The organism is Amycolatopsis sp. NPDC028719, from assembly GCF_055565395.1.
Genome location: NZ_JBVHUL010000004.1, coordinates 304,652 through 321,167 on the forward strand (window position 1 = coordinate 304,652; position 16,516 = coordinate 321,167).

Annotated in this window: 15 protein-coding genes; 4 read left to right on the top strand and 11 right to left on the bottom strand. The window is 71.7% G+C overall.

Annotated elements, in window-relative coordinates:
- Positions 1–16: 16 nt before the first annotated feature.
- Positions 17–1,840: a glutamine--fructose-6-phosphate transaminase (isomerizing) gene (gene glmS, locus ACZ4TR_RS19940; RefSeq protein WP_465288427.1), complete on the top strand. Its 1,824-nt coding sequence runs from the start codon at positions 17–19 to the stop codon at positions 1,838–1,840.
- Here glmS and ACZ4TR_RS19945 read toward each other — a convergent pair.
- From ACZ4TR_RS19945 to ACZ4TR_RS19975, 7 genes are all read right to left on the bottom strand, one after another.
- Positions 1,789–2,964 (bottom strand): NAD(P)/FAD-dependent oxidoreductase, encoded by a 1,176-nt coding sequence (locus ACZ4TR_RS19945; protein WP_465288428.1) that lies wholly within the window; start codon positions 2,962–2,964, stop codon positions 1,789–1,791. The two genes, glmS and ACZ4TR_RS19945, sit on opposite strands and share 52 nt — an antisense overlap.
- Positions 2,961–3,161 (bottom strand): ferredoxin, encoded by a 201-nt coding sequence (locus ACZ4TR_RS19950; protein ID WP_465288429.1) that lies wholly within the window; start codon positions 3,159–3,161, stop codon positions 2,961–2,963. The genes ACZ4TR_RS19945 and ACZ4TR_RS19950 overlap by 4 nt, the downstream gene beginning before the upstream one ends.
- The gene (locus ACZ4TR_RS19955) at positions 3,158–3,823 is read right to left on the bottom strand and encodes a TetR/AcrR family transcriptional regulator (protein ID WP_465288430.1); all 666 of its coding nucleotides are present in this window, start codon (positions 3,821–3,823) and stop codon (positions 3,158–3,160) included. Before ACZ4TR_RS19955 ends, ACZ4TR_RS19950 begins: the two co-directional genes overlap by 4 nt.
- Before the next feature lie 4 nt (positions 3,824–3,827).
- Positions 3,828–5,027 carry a cytochrome P450 gene (locus ACZ4TR_RS19960; RefSeq protein WP_465288431.1) on the bottom strand — a complete coding sequence of 400 codons (1,200 nt, stop codon included), beginning with the start codon at positions 5,025–5,027 and terminating at the stop codon, positions 3,828–3,830.
- Between the two features lie 176 nt (positions 5,028–5,203).
- Positions 5,204–5,635 (bottom strand): pyridoxamine 5'-phosphate oxidase family protein, encoded by a 432-nt coding sequence (locus ACZ4TR_RS19965; protein WP_465288432.1) that lies wholly within the window; start codon positions 5,633–5,635, stop codon positions 5,204–5,206.
- Between the two features lie 4 nt (positions 5,636–5,639).
- On the bottom strand, positions 5,640–6,746 hold the full coding sequence (locus ACZ4TR_RS19970) for a cytochrome P450 (protein ID WP_465288433.1): 1,107 nt from the start codon (positions 6,744–6,746) through the stop codon (positions 5,640–5,642).
- Positions 6,743–7,297 carry a TetR/AcrR family transcriptional regulator gene (locus ACZ4TR_RS19975; protein ID WP_465288434.1) on the bottom strand — a complete coding sequence of 185 codons (555 nt, stop codon included), beginning with the start codon at positions 7,295–7,297 and terminating at the stop codon, positions 6,743–6,745. Before ACZ4TR_RS19975 ends, ACZ4TR_RS19970 begins: the two co-directional genes overlap by 4 nt.
- Positions 7,298–7,390: 93 nt before the next feature.
- Here ACZ4TR_RS19975 and ACZ4TR_RS19980 point away from each other — a divergent pair, with 93 nt between their 5' ends.
- Both ACZ4TR_RS19980 and ACZ4TR_RS19985 read left to right on the top strand, forming a co-directional pair.
- On the top strand, positions 7,391–8,410 hold the full coding sequence (locus ACZ4TR_RS19980; RefSeq protein ID WP_465288435.1) for an aldo/keto reductase: 1,020 nt from the start codon (positions 7,391–7,393) through the stop codon (positions 8,408–8,410).
- Positions 8,410–9,267 carry an LLM class flavin-dependent oxidoreductase gene (locus tag ACZ4TR_RS19985; RefSeq protein ID WP_465288436.1) on the top strand — a complete coding sequence of 286 codons (858 nt, stop codon included), beginning with the start codon at positions 8,410–8,412 and terminating at the stop codon, positions 9,265–9,267. The genes ACZ4TR_RS19980 and ACZ4TR_RS19985 overlap by 1 nt, the downstream gene beginning before the upstream one ends.
- A gap of 125 nt (positions 9,268–9,392) precedes the next feature.
- Here the strand turns inward: ACZ4TR_RS19985 and ACZ4TR_RS19990 are convergent, their stop codons facing one another.
- Entirely contained in the window at positions 9,393–10,079 is a 687-nt protein-coding gene (locus ACZ4TR_RS19990; protein ID WP_465288437.1) for a class I SAM-dependent methyltransferase, read from the bottom strand.
- The gene (locus ACZ4TR_RS19995; protein ID WP_465288438.1) at positions 10,076–10,480 is read right to left on the bottom strand and encodes an SRPBCC family protein; all 405 of its coding nucleotides are present in this window, start codon (positions 10,478–10,480) and stop codon (positions 10,076–10,078) included. The genes ACZ4TR_RS19990 and ACZ4TR_RS19995 overlap by 4 nt, the downstream gene beginning before the upstream one ends.
- 53 nt (positions 10,481–10,533) lie before the next feature.
- On the opposite strand from ACZ4TR_RS19995, the gene ACZ4TR_RS20000 reads away from it, so the two are divergent.
- Positions 10,534–10,950: a MarR family winged helix-turn-helix transcriptional regulator gene (locus ACZ4TR_RS20000; RefSeq protein WP_364521710.1), complete on the top strand. Its 417-nt coding sequence runs from the start codon at positions 10,534–10,536 to the stop codon at positions 10,948–10,950.
- A gap of 69 nt (positions 10,951–11,019) precedes the next feature.
- Here the strand turns inward: ACZ4TR_RS20000 and ACZ4TR_RS20005 are convergent, their stop codons facing one another.
- Complete coding sequence (locus tag ACZ4TR_RS20005; RefSeq protein WP_465288439.1) at positions 11,020–12,996, bottom strand: cellulose binding domain-containing protein; 1,977 nt, start codon at positions 12,994–12,996, stop codon at positions 11,020–11,022.
- Positions 12,997–13,077: 81 nt separating this feature from the next.
- Positions 13,078–16,386 (bottom strand): error-prone DNA polymerase, encoded by a 3,309-nt coding sequence (locus ACZ4TR_RS20010; RefSeq protein WP_465288440.1) that lies wholly within the window; start codon positions 16,384–16,386, stop codon positions 13,078–13,080.
- Positions 16,387–16,516 lie beyond the last annotated feature (130 nt).

Genomic DNA, 16,516 nt, shown 5'->3' on the forward strand with positions numbered 1-16,516 from the left:
AAAGAAGAGGTTCGCCATGTGCGGGATCGTCGGCTACATCGGCGGCCAGAACGCCGCCCCCATCCTCCTCGAGGGCCTGACCCGGCTCGAGTACCGCGGTTACGACTCCGCGGGCATCGCCGTCCTCGGCCCCAAGGACACCGCGCAGGTCCACCGCGTCGTCGGCCGGGTCCGCAACCTCGCCGCCGCGCTGCCCAAGCGCCTCGCCGGGAAGGTCGGCATCGGCCACACGCGGTGGGCCACGCACGGGCCCGCGTCGGAGGAGAACGCCCACCCGCACAGCTCGGAAGACGGCCGGATCTGCGTCGTCCACAACGGCATCATCGACAACGCCGACACGCTGCGCGCCCAGCTCGCCGACGCCGGCGTCAAGCTCACCTCCGAGACCGACACCGAGGTCCTCGCCCACCTGATCGCGCGCGCGAGCGCCGACACCCTCGAAGACGCCGTCGTCGAGGCGGTCTCGCGGATCACCGGCACGTACGCGATCGCCGTCACCGACTCCGCGCACCCGGACCGCCTCGTCATCGCGCGCAACGGGTCGCCGCTGATCATCGGCGTCGGCGAGCGCGAGATGTTCGTCGCCAGCGACCTCGCCGCCCTGGTCCGGCACACCTCGCAGGTCGCGCACCTCGACGACGGCGAGTTCGCGACGGTCTTCGCGACCGGCTACCGGACCTTCACCGTCGACGAGAGCGACACCACCAAGCCGGCCACCGAGATCGACATCGCCGCCGAAGACCTCGACCTCGGCGGCTTCCCGCACTACATGGCCAAGGAGATCCAGGAGCAGCCCGAGTCCGTGGAGCGGATGATCCGCGGCCGCCTCGACCACCGGTTCGGCGTCGCCCGCCTCGACGGCCTCAACCTGACACCCCGCGAGCTGCGCGGGTTCAGCCGCGTGAAGATCCTCGGCTGCGGCTCCGCGTACTACGCCGGGCAGGTCGGCGCGACGATGATCGAGGAACTGGCCCGGATCCCGGCCGACGCCGAAGCCGCGTCCGAGTTCCGCTACCGCAACCCGATCATCGAAGCCGACACGCTCTACATCGCGGTCAGCCAGTCCGGTGAGACGATCGACACCGCCTTCGCCGTCGAGGAGATCAAGCGCAAGGGCGGCCGGGTCGTGGGCCTGGTCAACGTCGTCGGCTCGACCATCGCCCGGGCTTGCGACGGCGGCGTCTACCTGCACGCCGGCCCGGAGATCGCGGTCGCCTCGACCAAGGCGCTGACCAACATGGCCGTCGGGTTCGCGCTGATCGCGCTGTCCCTCGGCCGCGTGCGCGATCTGTCCAATGCGGACGGACAGCGGATCATCGCCGCGATCCGCGCGCTGCCGGACCAGATCCGGACGGTCCTGGCCGCGGAAGCGGAGATCGCCGAGCACGCCAAGACCGCGGCGGCCGCGAACAGCCTGTTCTTCATCGGCCGCGTCCGCGGGTTCCCGGTGGCGCGGGAAGGCGCGCAGAAGTTCAAGGAGATCTCCTACCGCCACGCCGAGGCGTACCAGACGTCCGAGCTGAAGCACGGCCCGCTCGCGCTGATCGACGAGTCGCTCCCGACGGTCGCGATCGTGCCCGCCGACGAACTGGCCGACCGCAACCTGGCCGCCATCCAGCAGATCCGGGCCCGCGGCGGGGCGGTCCTGGCCGTGACGCACGACGCCGTCGACTTCGGCGAGCTCGACGTCCCGCGGATGGTCGTGCCCCGCACCGAGCCGGAGCTCGACCCGATCCTGCTGACGATCCCGTTGCAGCTGCTCGCCTACCACGCCGCGCTCACCCTGGGCTACGACATCGACAAGCCGCGCAACCTCGCCAAGTCGGTCACGGTGGAGTGAACCCGGGCCTGCTTGGGCATGTTCCACCCGAGCACCCCGGTCACGCGCCCCTCCTCGCGGTACTCGGCCACGAACCGGCCGGCGGCCGGTGACCCCTCCACAATGGACATCTCGGCATCCGCGGAGAGCGTGCCGTACACGTGGATCCGCGCGTCGAACTGGTTCGTCCAGAAGTACGGCACCGGCGCGTAGGGGCGGTCCTCGCCGAGGATGTTCCCCGCGACGACGACCGCCTGCTCGGTCGCGTTGGTCCGGTTCTCCAGCCGCAGCAGCACGTCGAGGCCTTCGTGGTGCCAGCGGGCGACGTCGCCCGCCGCGTAGATCCCCTCCGCCGCCCGGCACCGGGAGTCGCACACGACGCCGTTGTCGCACAGCACCCCGCTGCCCGCCAGCCAGTCCGTCGCCGGGGCGGCGCCGAACGCCACCACGACGACGTCGGCGGGCAGCACTTCGCCGGTCTCCAGGCAGACTCCGGCCACGCGCCCGTCCCTAGCGGACAGTCCGGTGACCGCGGCACCGAGTCTCAAATGGACACCGCGGGCGGCGTGCAGTTCGGCGAGCAGGCCCGCGGCGAGCGGCCCGAACTGGTACGCGAGCGGCGCGGGTTGCGGACCGGCCAGCGTCACGGGGACGCCCAGCCCGCACACGGTCGCCGCGATCTCCGCGCCGAGGACACCGTCGCCGACGACCACCACGCGCTTGTCCGGCGCCAGCTCCGCGCGCAGGGCCAAAGCGTCGTCGAGCGTGCGCAGGACGTGGACGCCCGCGAGACCGTCCTGGCCCGGCAGCGTGCGCGGCCGCAGCCCGGTGGCGAGCACGACGGCGTCGGCGGCCAGGGTGCGCCCGCTCTCCGTGTGGACGGTCCGCGCGCGGGCGTCCAGCCGCGTCGCCGGGTCGCCGAGCACGAACTCGGCGTCCAATGCGGACAGTGCGTCGGGGGTGCGCAGGCCGGCCTGCCCGGGCGTCCAGGACCCGGCGAGGACCTGTTTGGACAGGGGCGGCCGGTCGTACGGCAGGTGAGCTTCGGCGCCCAGCACGGTCACGCGCTCTTGATAACCCTTGCGCCGCAACGCCTCCACCGTGGCAAGCCCGGCGGCCGAGGCTCCGACGACGAGGACCGTCACGCGTCCTCGCTCACCGAGATCGCGACGCCCGGGCAGACGCTCGCCGCCTCCCGGACGGTCGCGTGCAGGTGGTCGCCGGGGGTTTCGTCGAGCAGGACGACGATGCCGTCGTCGTCGCGCTGGTCGAACACGTCCGGCGCGAGCATCACGCAGGTGCCGGCGCCGCAGCACTTTCCTTCGTCCACGGTGACCTTCATGGTCGTTCCTCTCCTTCGCGGGGGTGGGTCACGGGTGCGAGCCACAGCCCGACCAGTGCGTCGGTCAGGCCGGTGGCGGCTTCGCGCCAGCCGGCTCGCGGGGTGTCGCCGCCTTCGGCGAGCGCGCGTTCACGCTCGGCCATCGTGTGGATCAGCAGCTGGCGGGTCATGGCGTTGCGTTCGGCGCGGACGTCGGCGGGCAGCGCCGGCAGGCACCGGCTCAGTCCCTCGACGGTCCGCGCCAGCGACGGCGACGACAGCGTCTCCGCGGCGACGGCCGCCCGCAGCGACGGCTCGGTCATCACCTGCGCCGTGAACCGGGCGAACCAGGTGGGCGGGCCCGCCGTCGTGAGGTACTCGGTGGACGGGTGGACCAGGCACCGGACCCAGTCGCGCAGGTCCGCGCCGGCGCCGAGCCCGGCCAGCATGCGCGCACGCAGCTCCTCGACCGCCGCGGAGTGCCGGCGGGTGATGGCGCGGACCAGGTCGGCGCGGGTGCCGAAGTGGTAGCCGACGGCGGTGTTGTTGCCCTGCCCGGCGGCTTCGCTGATCTGCCGGTTCGACACGGCGAGCACGCCGTGCTCGGCGTAGAGCCGCTCCGCCGCGGTGAGGATCGCCTCCCGCGTCGCGTGCGCCCGGCCGGCGGCCTCGTGCGTCGGCACGCCGTCACCACCGGACGGGCAGTTCCCGCAGTCCGCCGACGGCGAGCCCCTCGACCCGGCGCAGCTCGTCCGCCGGGACGGCGAGCTCGAGCGAGGGCAGCTTGCGCAGCAGGACCTCCAGGACGACCTGCAGTTCGGTGCGGGCCAGCGGCTGCCCGAGGCACGCGTGCGCGCCGGCACCGAAGGACAGGTGCGGGTTCGGGCTGCGGCCCAGGTCCATCTCGGCGGCGTTCTCGAACGCGCTCTCGTCGCGGTTGGCCGCGGCCATGCTGCACATCGCGGTGGTCCCGCCGGGCAGGACGGTGCCGGCGACCTCGAAGTCGTCGGAGAGGTAGCGCAGCATCCCGACGCCCGCGTTGGCGTCCAGGCGCAGCGACTCCTCGACGGCGGTGCGCACCAGCGCCGGGTCGGCCAGCAGCCGCTCCCACCGGCTCCGGTCGGCGAGCAGCATCGCGACCATCTTGGCGATCATGTTGGCGGTGGTCTCGTGGCCGGCAATCAGCAGGCCGATGCCGGTGGCGGTCAGCATGGCGTCGGACCAGCCCTCGGGCAGCAGCGCGCTGAGGATGTCCTCGCCGGGTTCGGCGCGCTTGGCGGCGATGAGCCCGCCCATGTACCCGCCGAACTCCTGCTGCGCGGCGTCGAACTCGGCCTGCGTGTAGCGGGTCATGCTGAGCATGACGTCCGACCAGTGCGCGAACCGGTCGCGGTCGGAGTCCGGCACGCCGAGCATGTCGCAGATGACCCAGACGGGCAGCGGGAAGGCGAGCCCGGCCTTGAGGTCCCCGGGTGCGCCCTTGGCGACGAGGTCGTCGACGAGCTGCTCGGCCATCGCGGCCATGCCGGGCCGCAGGGCGTTCATCCGCTTGGCGGTGAACCACTTGCCGATGGTGCGGCGCCAGGTGAGGTGGGCTTCGCCGTGCTGCGGGAGGACGGTGGCCATCTCGCTGTTGAAGACCCCACCGGACTCGGTGTCGGCGACCCGCGCGGCGTTGTCGGCCGGCGTGGGCCGCGTCCACCGCGGATCGGAGAGCACGCTCTTGACGTCGGCGTAGCGGGTGACGAGGGCGGCCTCGTCCCCGCTGGCCAGCCGCACGTGCGCGACCGGGCACTTCGCCCGCAGCTCGGCCCACTCGGCCGGCGGTTCGAGCGCGGTGTCGGCGTCGAACGGGAAGCGCGGCAGCTCGGTGTGGCTTGGCGTCATGACGGACTCCTCGTTGGTGAATGTCCCCTGGCACCGAGCATGGCCAAGGACCACGATTACGTCAAGCGCTTGACTTAAGTCTCGGCTCCAGCGCCCCAATGTGGCCTTCGGTGCGTCAGACGCACCGAAGGCCGCCTTGGGTGCGTCGGACGCAACCAAGGCCACATTGGGGCGCTTTACTCGCGCTCGACCTTGCGGAAGCCGCCCTCCGGGGTCCACCACTCCACGACCATCAGCGTCGCCTCCGGGTTCAGGTGGGTGTGCACCACCTCGGTCACGTCCACCCGGAAACCCTCACCCGCCTCGACCGCCCGGCCGGCGATCTTCGCCTCCCCCGGCCAGTCCGCCTCGGCGCCGTCGACGGGGTCCACCGTCGCGCTGTGCAGCGCCAGCCGCGGGTCCCTCTTGAGGTCCGCGCCCTTGCGCGACCGGGGCATCGAGCCGAACGTCAGCTCGCCGTCGGCGAACCTCGTCTCGATGCCGGAGATCCGCGGGGACCCGTCGGCCCGCAGGGTCGCCATCGTCTTGTGCTTGTGCGCGTCGAACAACTCCCGCACGCGCCGGGCGAACTCCGGTTCCGCCGCCTCGAACTCACGCCACGTCGTCATGCGCTCATGATGGCAGCCATCGGGCGTGCACCGCCGCGGGTTTGCGGAACACCAGCCCCGTCGCCGCGGCCGGCTCCGCCAACGTGATGGCCGGCAACCGGTCGAACACGGTCTCCACGGCGATCCGCGCCTCCAGCCGGGCGAGGTCGGCGCCGAGGCAGAAGTGCGGGCCGTGCGCGAACGCCAGCTGTTTGCGCAGGTTCGGGCGGTGCACGTCGAAGACGTCCGGATCGGGGAACACCGCGGGGTCGCGGTTGGCGGCCGTCAGCGAGACCGTCACCAGGTCGCCCCGGGCGATCGACGCGCCCGCGAGCGAGACGTCGCGGGTCGCGTACCGGTCGACCACCGCCGCCGCGGGTTCGAGCCGCAGCGACTCCTCGATGGCCGCCGGGATGAGCGCGCGGTCCAGCCGGGCCGGCTCGCGCAGCAGGTGCAGCAGCAGGGTGGCGATCATGCCCTCGGTGGTTTCGATGCCGCCGAACATCAGCACGGCCGCGTTCGACACCACCTCCGGCAACGCCAACGCCGAGGCGGCCTCCGTGAGCAGCGAGGGCCGGCCGACCGCACCCTCGATGTGCGCACGCAGCTCGCCGAACGCCTCCGCACCACGAGTACCCGCCGGCCGGCCCGCCGAGATGTCGTCCACTGTGGACACGATCGCGTCGTACCAGGCCAGCACCCGCGCCGTGTCGGTGTCATCCAGGCCGAGCGCGTAAGCGACCACCGCGACCGACAGCGGGCCGGCCAGCGAACGCCGCAGCTCCGCCTGCCCGGCCGCGGCGAACCCGTCCACCAGCCGGGCGCATTCGGCGCGGACGAACCCGGCGAACCGGTCCTCGATCTCCCGGGGCCGGAAGTGCCGGGAGAACGGCGTCCGGTGCCGGGTGTGCTCGGCCGCGTCCAGCGAGAGCATCGACGGGCCGACGACCCGGGCCGTCGAGAACCGGGGGTCGTCCACGGTGAAGGTGGCCGCGTCGCGCATGACCCGCAGCGCGAGATCGTGCCGCGTGACGAGCCAGCCGGTCAACTCGGGCAGCCAGGCCACCGGCTCGGTCGCGCGGAGCCGGGCCAGCAGCGGGTACGGGTCGGTCGTGAGCTGCTCGATCGTCACGCCCGCAGCCCCGCGAGCAGGAGGCCGACCAGGCGGCGAGCGTCGTAGTCCGCATCGCTTTCGGCGCCGATGCACAGGTTGCCCACCCCGCGCATCAGCTCGTAGGCAGGCACGTCGCCACGGATCTCGCCGGCCGCCACCGCCGCCTCCAGCAGCGTCGAACACACCGGCAGCAGCCGCTCGAGGAAGTACTCGTGCAGCGCGAAGAAGCCCGCGTTGTCCGCCTGCATCACCGCCGCCAGGCCGTGCTTCGTCACCAGGAAGTCGACGAACAGGTCGATCCACTGGGCCAGCGCCGCATACGGCGAAGCCGAAGCCGCGAGCAACGCCGGCCCGGCCGAAGCACACGCGTCCACCTGGTGCCGGTAGACGGCGATGATCAGGTCCGCCCGCGTCGGGAAGTGGCGGTAGATCGTGCCCATGCCGACGCCCGCCTTGGCCGCGATGTCGCGGACCGGCGCGTCGACGCCGGACGCGACGAAGACCGCCGCCGCCGCGTCGAGCAGCGTCTTTTCGTTGCGCTGCGCGTCGGCGCGCTTGGGTTTGCCCACCATTCACACCTCCCGGGTTGCGAAACGGAACACTGCTCCGTATCGTTAGCGGAGCAACGTTCCGTTTGCCATCTTGTCACGGAGGCCATCGAAATGCAGTACCGCACCCTGGGGCGCACCGGCGTCCAGGTCAGCACCCTCGCGCTCGGCGCGATGAACTTCGGCGCCATCGGGCGCACCACCCAGGACGAGGCCACCGCCCTAGTCGACGCCGCCCTCGAAGCCGGCATCAACCTGATCGACACCGCCGACATGTACGGCCAGGGAGAGTCGGAGGTGATGGTCGGCCAGGCGATCAAGAACCGCCGCGACGACCTCGTGCTCGCGACCAAGGCCGCCATGCCGATGGGCGAGGAGCGCAACCACCGCGGCACCTCGCGCCGCTGGATCTTCAAGGCCCTGGACGACAGCCTGCGCCGGCTCGACGTCGACCACGTCGACCTGTACCAGATGCACCGCTGGGACCCGGCCACGAGCGACGAGGAAGCGCTTTCCGCGCTGACCGACCTCCAGCGCGCGGGCAAGATCCGCTACTTCGGCTCGTCGACGTTCCCGGCCCACCGGATCGTGCAGGCCCAGTGGGCCGCCCGGGAAAACCACCTGAGCCGGTACGTCACCGAGCAGCCCAGCTACTCGATCCTGCAACGCGGCATCGAGGCCCACGTGCTCCCGGTGACGCAGGAGTACGGCCTCGGCGTCCTGGCCTGGAGCCCGCTCGCGTCGGGCTGGCTGTCGGGCGCGGTCCGCGCCGGGCAGGAGATCACGACCAGCCGGTCGAAGGCGCTGCCCCAGCGCTTCGACCTCACCGACCCGGCCAACCAGGCCCGGCTCGGCGCCGTCGAAAAGCTCGTCAAGGTCGCCGAGCAGGCGTCGCTTTCCCTGATTCAGCTGTCGCTCGGCTTCGTCACCGCGCACCCGGGCGTGACCAGCGCGCTCATCGGCCCGCGGACGCTCGACCACCTGAAGTCCCAGCTCGAAGCGGCCGACACCGTGCTGCCCGCCGACGTGCTCGACGAAATCGACGCGATCGTCGCACCCGGCGTCGACCTGGCCGCGCACGAGAAGTTCGACACCCCGCCCGCCCTGCTCGACCCGTCCCTCCGGAGGCGTTGATGACTCCCCGTTTCGGCATCCTGACCGCCCCCATGAACGTCGGCTACGACGAAATCCTCCGCGTCTGGCGCGAGGCCGACGAAATCCCGGAGATCGAGCACGCCTGGCTGTTCGACCACCTCATGCCGATCGGCGGCGACCCGGACGGCCCGATCTTCGAAGGCTGGACCCTGCTTTCGGCACTGGCCGCGCAGACCGAGCGGATGCGCGTCGGCCTGCTCGTCACCAGCAACCGCTTCCGGCCGCCCGCGGTGCTGGCGAAGATCGCGACCACAGTGGACATCGTGTCCGGCGGGCGCCTCGACTTCGGCATCGGCGCCGGCTCGCGCCCGAGCCATCCCCTGGCCCGCCGGGAGTACGACGGGCACGGCCTGCCCTACCACAGCCAGGACGACGCCGTCGCCGCGCTCGCCGAGGCCTGCACCGTCATCCGTCGCTTGTGGACAGAGGACGAACCGTTCGACTTCGACGGCGAGCACGTCAAGCTGAAGGGCGCTTTCGGCAACCCCAAGCCGGTGCAGCGGCCGCACCCGCCGATCATGATCGGCGGGCGGGCGAGCGCGACGCTGCGCGTGGTCGCCGAGCACGCCGACCTCTGGAACATCCCCGGCGGGGGCGACATCGACGACCTCGCCGGCCGCAGCAGGCTGCTCGACCGCTTCTGCGCCGAGATCGGCCGGGACCCGGCGGAGATCACGCGCTCGATCTTCCTGCCGGTCGACTACGACAAACCCGCCGCCACGCGCGAGAAGATCGAGGAAGCCGCCGACGCCGGCTTCGGGCACATCGTCCTCGGCCTGGCGAACCCGTATCCGGACGGCGTCGTGCGGTGGGTCGCCGACGAGCTGATCCGCTGAGCTACACGATGTAGTGCGGCAGTTCGTTCCCGAGAGGAACACCGAGTTTGCCGCCGGGTCTGCCGTGGACGTCATGATCGACGCCTCCGGTGAGGTGACGGAACTGCGGCTGCCGCCGGGGGTTCTCAGTCCTTCCGGAACAGCCCGACGTTCAGGAAGGGCACCCCGAACAGGCCGGTGTCCGTCCGCATCGGACGCAGTTCGACTTCGGTGTAGCCACCGAACAGCCGGCGCAGCTCGTCCGGTGTGTACGCGAGGCCGCCGTGGAGCCTGCGGTCGCGGTAGAGCTGCGCGTCCGGGACTTCGCTGCCGGAACCGGGATCGCCGGTGCCGGCGGCGAAGCACGCGAGTCCGAAGTGGCCACCCGGCTTCAGATGGCGGTCGAGCAGGGCCAGGTAGCTGATCCGCCGATGCGGCGCGAGGTGGTGCAGGCAGCCCGAGTCGTAGATCAGGTCGTAGGTCTCGTGCGGCAGGTCCATCGCGAAGATGTCGGCCTGGTGGAAGCGGACGCCGGTGCCGCGTTCGATGGCCCAGGCGATCGCGGCGGGCGACCGGTCGACCGCGTCCACCTCGTACCCCGCTGTCCTGAGCCGGAAGGCGTTGCGCCCCGGCCCGCAGCCCAGCTCCAGCGCGCGACCACCTCGCAGCCGCCCTTCGCGAAGCCAGGCGTCGAGGTTTTCGTCGGGCCGGTCGGCGAAGAACGGGACGGGCCGGTCACGGTCCGCGTAGAAGCCGTCCCACTCGATGTCCTCCTCGAAGAGGCCGTCCAGCATCCGCAGGAGGTCTTCGACCGACCGGACGTCTCGGCTCACGCTTCGACGCGCTCTCGTACCGTCTTCAGTTCCTGGTCCACGACCGCCATCTGCGCGTCGACCGCCGCCGGTTCGGTTGTCTCGGGGAAGAAGAGGCTGAAGATCAGCTCGGCGCCGGCCAGGTTGGGCACCACGCGCGCGAAGAGGCCGAGGTTCGGGGCGTCGGCGCTGACGAAGTCGACGACGCCGTGGTCCTTCGCCACCTTGACGCGGACTCGCCGCGGCCCGCCCTCGCCGGGGATCCGCCAGACGTCGTCGTGGTCGTGCTCGATCGTCTCGGCGAAGCCCGGTGCCCAGTCGGGGAGGTGGCGGGCGTCGGCGAGGTAGGCGACGACGCTTTCGGGCGTCGCGGTGAGGGTGATCGTGCGGGTTTCGGCGCGCCCTGTCTCGATTGCTGGCATGCCGGAAACGATACGCACCTGCGTATGATTTGTCCACGCGTAAGATCCCCCGCGTGACGGAGGACGACGACCTGGCGGCCCTCTGCGCCGGGGCGGGCCGCGCGCTGGCCGAGGCGGAGGGGCCGGTACTGGCGGAGCACGGGCTTTCCATGTGGCAGTACGTGGTGCTGGCGACCCTCGCCCACGGCTCGGCGTCCAGCCAGCTGGCCCTGGCCCAGCAGATCCACTACGACAAGACCCGGTTGATCGCGCTGCTGGACGGCCTGGTCGCGGAGGGGTTGGTCACCCGCTCGCCCGACCCGTCGGACCGCCGGGCGAGGATCGTCCGCCTGACCCCGTCGGGAATCCGGCGGCACGCGGCCGTGCGGGACGCGATCCGGGCGGTGGAGGAGCGGAAGCTGGCTGGGCTGAGCCCGGAGGAGCGGCGGGTGCTGCGGTCGGCCTTGACGCACTTGGCGAACTCGGACTGAAGGGGCCCTTCCCTGCATCTGATGCAAGGAAAGGCCCCTTCAGCGCATGAGACGAGACCGAGGTGCCCTTCAGCTCACCGAACAGAGGGTTCCGTTCAGCCTGAACGCCGTCGGCAGGATGTTCGGACCGCCGTAGTCCGCGACGAACCCGACATCGACGCCGCCCGCCAACGATCCCGAAGACGTCACCTTCACCGCCGCCCCGGACTGGGTCCACGTCCCGTTCCAGCCGCTCGTGATCCGCTGCCGCGCGGTCGGCCAGTCGAACGTCAGCGTCCAGTCCGGCGTCGGATCGCTGGAAACCACGTGGATCCCGCCCACGAAACCGCTCGCCCAGTCGTTGACGTCCGTCATCCTGACCGTGCAGCTACTCGAGGCAGGCGCCCCCGTCACCACCGTCAACGGCGGTGAAGACCACGACACGTTCCCCGCCGCGTCCCGCGCCAGCACGTTCACCGTGTAGCGCGTTCCCGGGACCAAGTTCCCGACTGTCAAAGACGTCCCGGTCGTCTCGCCCCACTGCTCGCTGACCACGCCCGCCTGCCGGTACACCTCGTACTTCACGCCGGGTGCCGACGGTGGCCAGCTGATCGTCGCCGTCGTGTCGGTCGTCGTCGCGGCCGGCCGGCCTGGTGCGCTCACCCGGGCCGGAGCTGCAGCGGAGTGCAGCACCAACGTCGTCAGCGAGTACGGCGGTACCGTCCCGTCCCACGAAGACGCGCGCGCGATCGACGAAGCGCCGTTCGTGAAGGTGAACACGTCAGTTACAGAAGACGACGCGTAGTTCAGGTTCACCGACCGGGCCTGCGCAGGATCCTTGTTCACCAGCAGCACCGCGAGATCCCCGTCCGGACGGCGGACCGCGTGCACGTCGAGCAGCGGGTCGTCCGCGCCGGCCCGGACGAACTGGTCGCCGGGACGCGCGAACGCGCTCAGCATCTTCAGCCCGTAGTACGGCGCGAACGGCGTGTTGAGCGCGGGCTCGCACCCGCCGTCGAGACAAGTCGCGCTGGACAGCAGGCCGAAGTCGCCGTAGTCCGGGTAGCCGGCCACTGTGGACAGTGCGGTCGCGCCGTTGTGCGTGTCCCACCAGTCGACCGTGAACACGCCGTTCTCCAGCAGGGACGCGTACGCCTCCGCCGCGAACAGCGCGCCCGGCTGGGTGTTCATGCCGACCGGCGTGTTCGTTTCGGTCAGGGCGATGCCGAGCGGCCGGCCCGCGTACCGCGTGATCTGGTCCCGCGCCAGGTAGATCATGTCGCTCACCTGCTCGGTCTTGGCCAGCGCTTCCGCGGCCGTCGACCCGCCCGGATACCAGTGCAGGATGGCGAAGTCGATGTGCGGGCCCGCGATCGACAGCACCGTCTGGTTCCACGTGCCGGTGTCGCCCTCGGCGACGATGCCGTCCGGCCAGTTCGCGGGCGTCGTGAGCACCGCGCCGATCTTCACCGACGGGTCGACGGCCTTCATCGCGTCGGCGTAGGCCACGACACCCGCGGCGTAGGCGGCCGGGCTCTTGTCCTCGTGGTTGTCGGCCTCCCAGTTCGCGCCGTAGTGGCCGTTGCCGTACAGCTCGTTGCCGATCTCCCAGTACTTGACGCCGTAACCCTTCGTGACGTTCGCGTACCGCACCCAGTCGGCGGCCTCCTGCGGCGTCCCGGTGCCGTAGTTGGCGATGACGATCGGCTGCGCGCCCGCGCGCCGGACGCCGCCCATGAACGTGTCGAAGTCGGTGCCCGGCGCCACGTAGCCGCCCGGCGCGGTGTTGTCCTTCCAGTGGTAGATGTCGCCGTAGGAGCCGCCCGGGTACCGCATCGTGCGGACTCCGGCGGCGCCGTACAGGTCGGCCACGGCATCGGTGCCGAGCTGGCTGTCCCACACCGCGTGGTTGACACCGACCGCGGTGTCCGGCACGGTGGCCAGCCCCGCTCTTGCGTTGACCGTCACGGTCGCTTCGGGCGGGGTCGCCGCGGCCGCCGCCGGCACGGCCGCCGCGAGCACGGCGGCCACCGGCCACGCTGCCCAGCGCAGACGTCGAGCTGTCATCGAAGAGTCCATCCTCTCGTCGGGCACGAACGGATGGCTGAGAGCGCTCTCAGAGCAGAGAACCAGTGCGCGGCCCGGAAGTCAACGAAAGTCCCGCGACGGCCCCGGTTTCACCCGCAGTTCGAGTCTTTCGAGGCGGTCGGCGACGAGCGTGACGACGCCCTCGCCGACCTGCGCCCGCCCGCGCACCAGCAGCGCGGCACTGGTGCGGGCGACCAGGCGCTGCCGCTGCCACAGGCCGGGCGAGACGAGGACGTTGGCCATGCCCGTCTCGTCCTCGAGGTTGAGGAACGTGATCCCGCCGGCGGTGGCCGGGCGCTGCCGGTGCGTCACCGCGCCGCCGACCCACACGCGCGTCCCGTCCTCGGCCCGCATGAGCTCGGCGACGCTGAGCGCGCCACGCGCGGTGAGCAGCTCGCGCAGGTACTCGACGGGGTGACTGTCCGGGGAGACGCCGGTGGCCCACAGGTCCGCGGCGGTGACCTCCAGCCGCGTCATGCCCGGCAGCGCGGGTGCGTCGAGGCCCGGGGCCAGGCCCGGCAGGTGCCCGGGCCGGGTGGCCGCCGCGGCACCGGCGGCCCAGAGGTCCTGGCGCCGGTCACCGCCGAACGCGCCCGCGGTGGCCAGGGCTTCGACGGCGTTCTTCTTCAGCCGGACCCGGCGGGTGAGGTCACCGGCCCCCGTGTACGGGCCGTTCGCGTCGCGCTCGGCGACGATCATCGCGGCCGTGTCGTCACCGAGGTGCCGGACCCCGGCGAGGCCCAGGCGCAGCGCGACGCCGCCGGTGCTGCCGTCGTCGGGTTCGAGGGTGGCGTGCGCGAGGCTGGCGTTGAGGTCGGGTTCGCGGACGCGGACGCCGTGGCGGCGGGCGTCGGCGACCAGGGACTGCGGGCTGTAGAAGCCCATCGGCTGCGCGCGCAGCAGCCCGGCGCAGAACGCGGCCGGGTAGTAGCGCTTGAGCCACGCCGACGCGTAGACGAGCAGCGCGAAGGACATCGAGTGCGCTTCGGGGAACCCGTAGCCGGAAAAGGCGTGGATCTGCTCGAAGATGCGCGTCGCGAGCTCGCGGTCGAGGCCGTTGGCTTCGCAGCCGGCGAAGAACCGCGCCATCAGCGCCTTCATCTTCGCGCTGGACCGCTTGGCGCCCATGGCCCGGCGGAGCTGGTCGGCCTCGGCCGGGGTGAAGCTCGCGACGTCGACGGCCATCTGCATCACCTGCTCCTGGAACAGCGGCACCCCGAGCGTCCGGTCCAGGCTGGCCGCCAGCAGCGGGTGCGCGTGCTGCCACTTCTCGTCCCCGCGGCGGCGCCGGATGTACGGGTGCACCGAGCCGCCCTGGATCGGGCCGGGCCGGATCAGCGCGACCTCGACGACGAGGTCGTAGAACTCCCGTGGGCGCAACCGCGGCAGCGTCGCCAGCTGTGCGCGCGACTCCACTTGGAACACTCCGACGGCGTCGGCTTCGCAGAGCATGTCGTAGACGTTCGGGTCGGCGAGGTCGAGCTTTCCCAGGTCCACAGTGGACCCGTGGTGTTCGGCGACGAGGTCGATCGTGTAGTGCAGCGCGGACAGCATGCCGAGACCGAGCAGGTCGAACTTGACCAGGCCGACGGTGGCGCAGTCGTCCTTGTCCCACTGCAGGATCGACCGGTTGGCCATGGTGGCCCACTCGACCGGGACCACTTCGGACACCGGCTGCTTCGAGATCACCATGCCGCCGGAGTGGATGCCGAGGTGGCGCGGGAAGTCCTCGATCCGGGCGGCCAGGTCGAGGACGTCGGCGGGGATCTCGCCGGCCGTCTGCTGCCTGGTGCCACCCCAGCGATCGACGAGCTTGCTGTAGGCGTCCTGCTGCCCGGGGCTGTGGCCGAGGGCTTTCGCGGCGTCGCGGATCGCCGACGGCGCCCGGTAGGTGATGACGTTGGCGACCTGCGCGGCGTGGAACCGGCCGTGTTTCTCGTAGACGTACTGGATGGCTTCCTCGCGGCGGCCGGACTCGATGTCGATGTCGATGTCCGGCGGGCCGTCGCGTTCCGGGGCGAGGAACCGCTCGAACAGCAGGTTCCACTTCACCGGGTCCGCGTGGCAGATCTCCAGGGCGTAGCAGACGGCGGAGTTCGCCGCCGAACCGCGGCCCTGGCAGAGGATGTCGGCTTCTTTGCAGAAGCGGACGATGTCCCACACCACCAGGAAGTAGCCGGGGAAACCGAGGTCGCCGATGACCGCGAGCTCGTGATCGAGCTGGGCGTAGGCCTTCGGGTTCTCCTCCCGCGATCCGTAGCGCTTCGCCGCGCCGCGCCACGTCAGCTCGGTCAGGAACGACATCTCGTCGTGGCCGGCCGGCACCGGGAACGGCGGGAGGTCGGGGGCGACGAGCTTCAGGTCGAACGCGACCTCGACGCCGAGGACGGCGGCGCGTCCGACGGCGCCCGGGTAGCGGCGCTCGAAGCGGCGGCGCTGCTCCATCCCGGACCGCAGGAACGCCTGCCCCGACGGCGGCCGCCAGCCTTCGAGCTCCTCGGCCGACCGCCGCGCCCGGACGGCGGCGACCATGTCGGCCACGACGGCGTCCTCCGGCCGGGCGTAGTGCGCGTTGTTCGAGACGACGGTCGGCAGCCGCAGCTCCCTCGCCAGCTCGGCGAGGTGGTCGTTGGCGGCGTCGTCGAGGGGCAGCCGGTGGTCGATCAGCTCGACGGCGACGTGCCGGGACCCGAACCAGTCCACGAGCCGGCCCAGCTCGGCCCGCGCGGCGGCCGGCCCGTGCGCGGCGAGCGCCCGGCGGACGGGCCCCTTGCGGCACCCGGTGAGCACGACGACGTGCCCGGCCAGCTCGTCGACCAGCTCCTCGAGGTCATAGACGGGCCGGCCCTTCTCCCCGCCCGCGATCTGGGCGTGGGAGATGACCTTGCACAGCCGGTGGTAGCCCTCCTGCTGCCGGGCGAGCACGAGCAGGTGCGACCCTTTCGGGTCCGGTTCACCGGCCTGCGGCGCGGGCAGGTCGAGCGACAGTTCGGCCCCGAACCCGACCCGCACGCCGAGCTCCCGGGCGGCGTCGTTGAACCGGACGGCGCCGTACACGCCGTCGTGGTCGGTGAGGACGAGGGCGTCGAGCTCGAGCCGCGCGGCCTCCTCGACGAGCGTCTCGGGGTGGCTGGCGCCGTCGAGGAAGCTGAAGTTGGAGTGGACGTGCAGCTCGGCGTAGGGGGCGCGGATCCGGTCGCCGGCGTCGTCCCGGCGTCGGCGGACCCGGAGGTCTTCCGGCGCCCCGGCGTACCCTTCGCGTTTGCGCGACCACGCCGGGGCGTCGTTGCCGTCACCCGGCACGGGCGGCCGCCCGGAGGCGATCCGCTCCACTTCGGACCACGGCACCCGCGGATTGTTGAACGCCAAGATTCCGCTCCCCACAAGGAGTTCGCTGTGGGGAAGCCAGCGACTACTGTTCGAACACACGTACGACTACTGTGGATCGATCCTGAGCCGGGGAGCGCCTGGTGTCAACTCGGGAGTCGCATCGGTCACA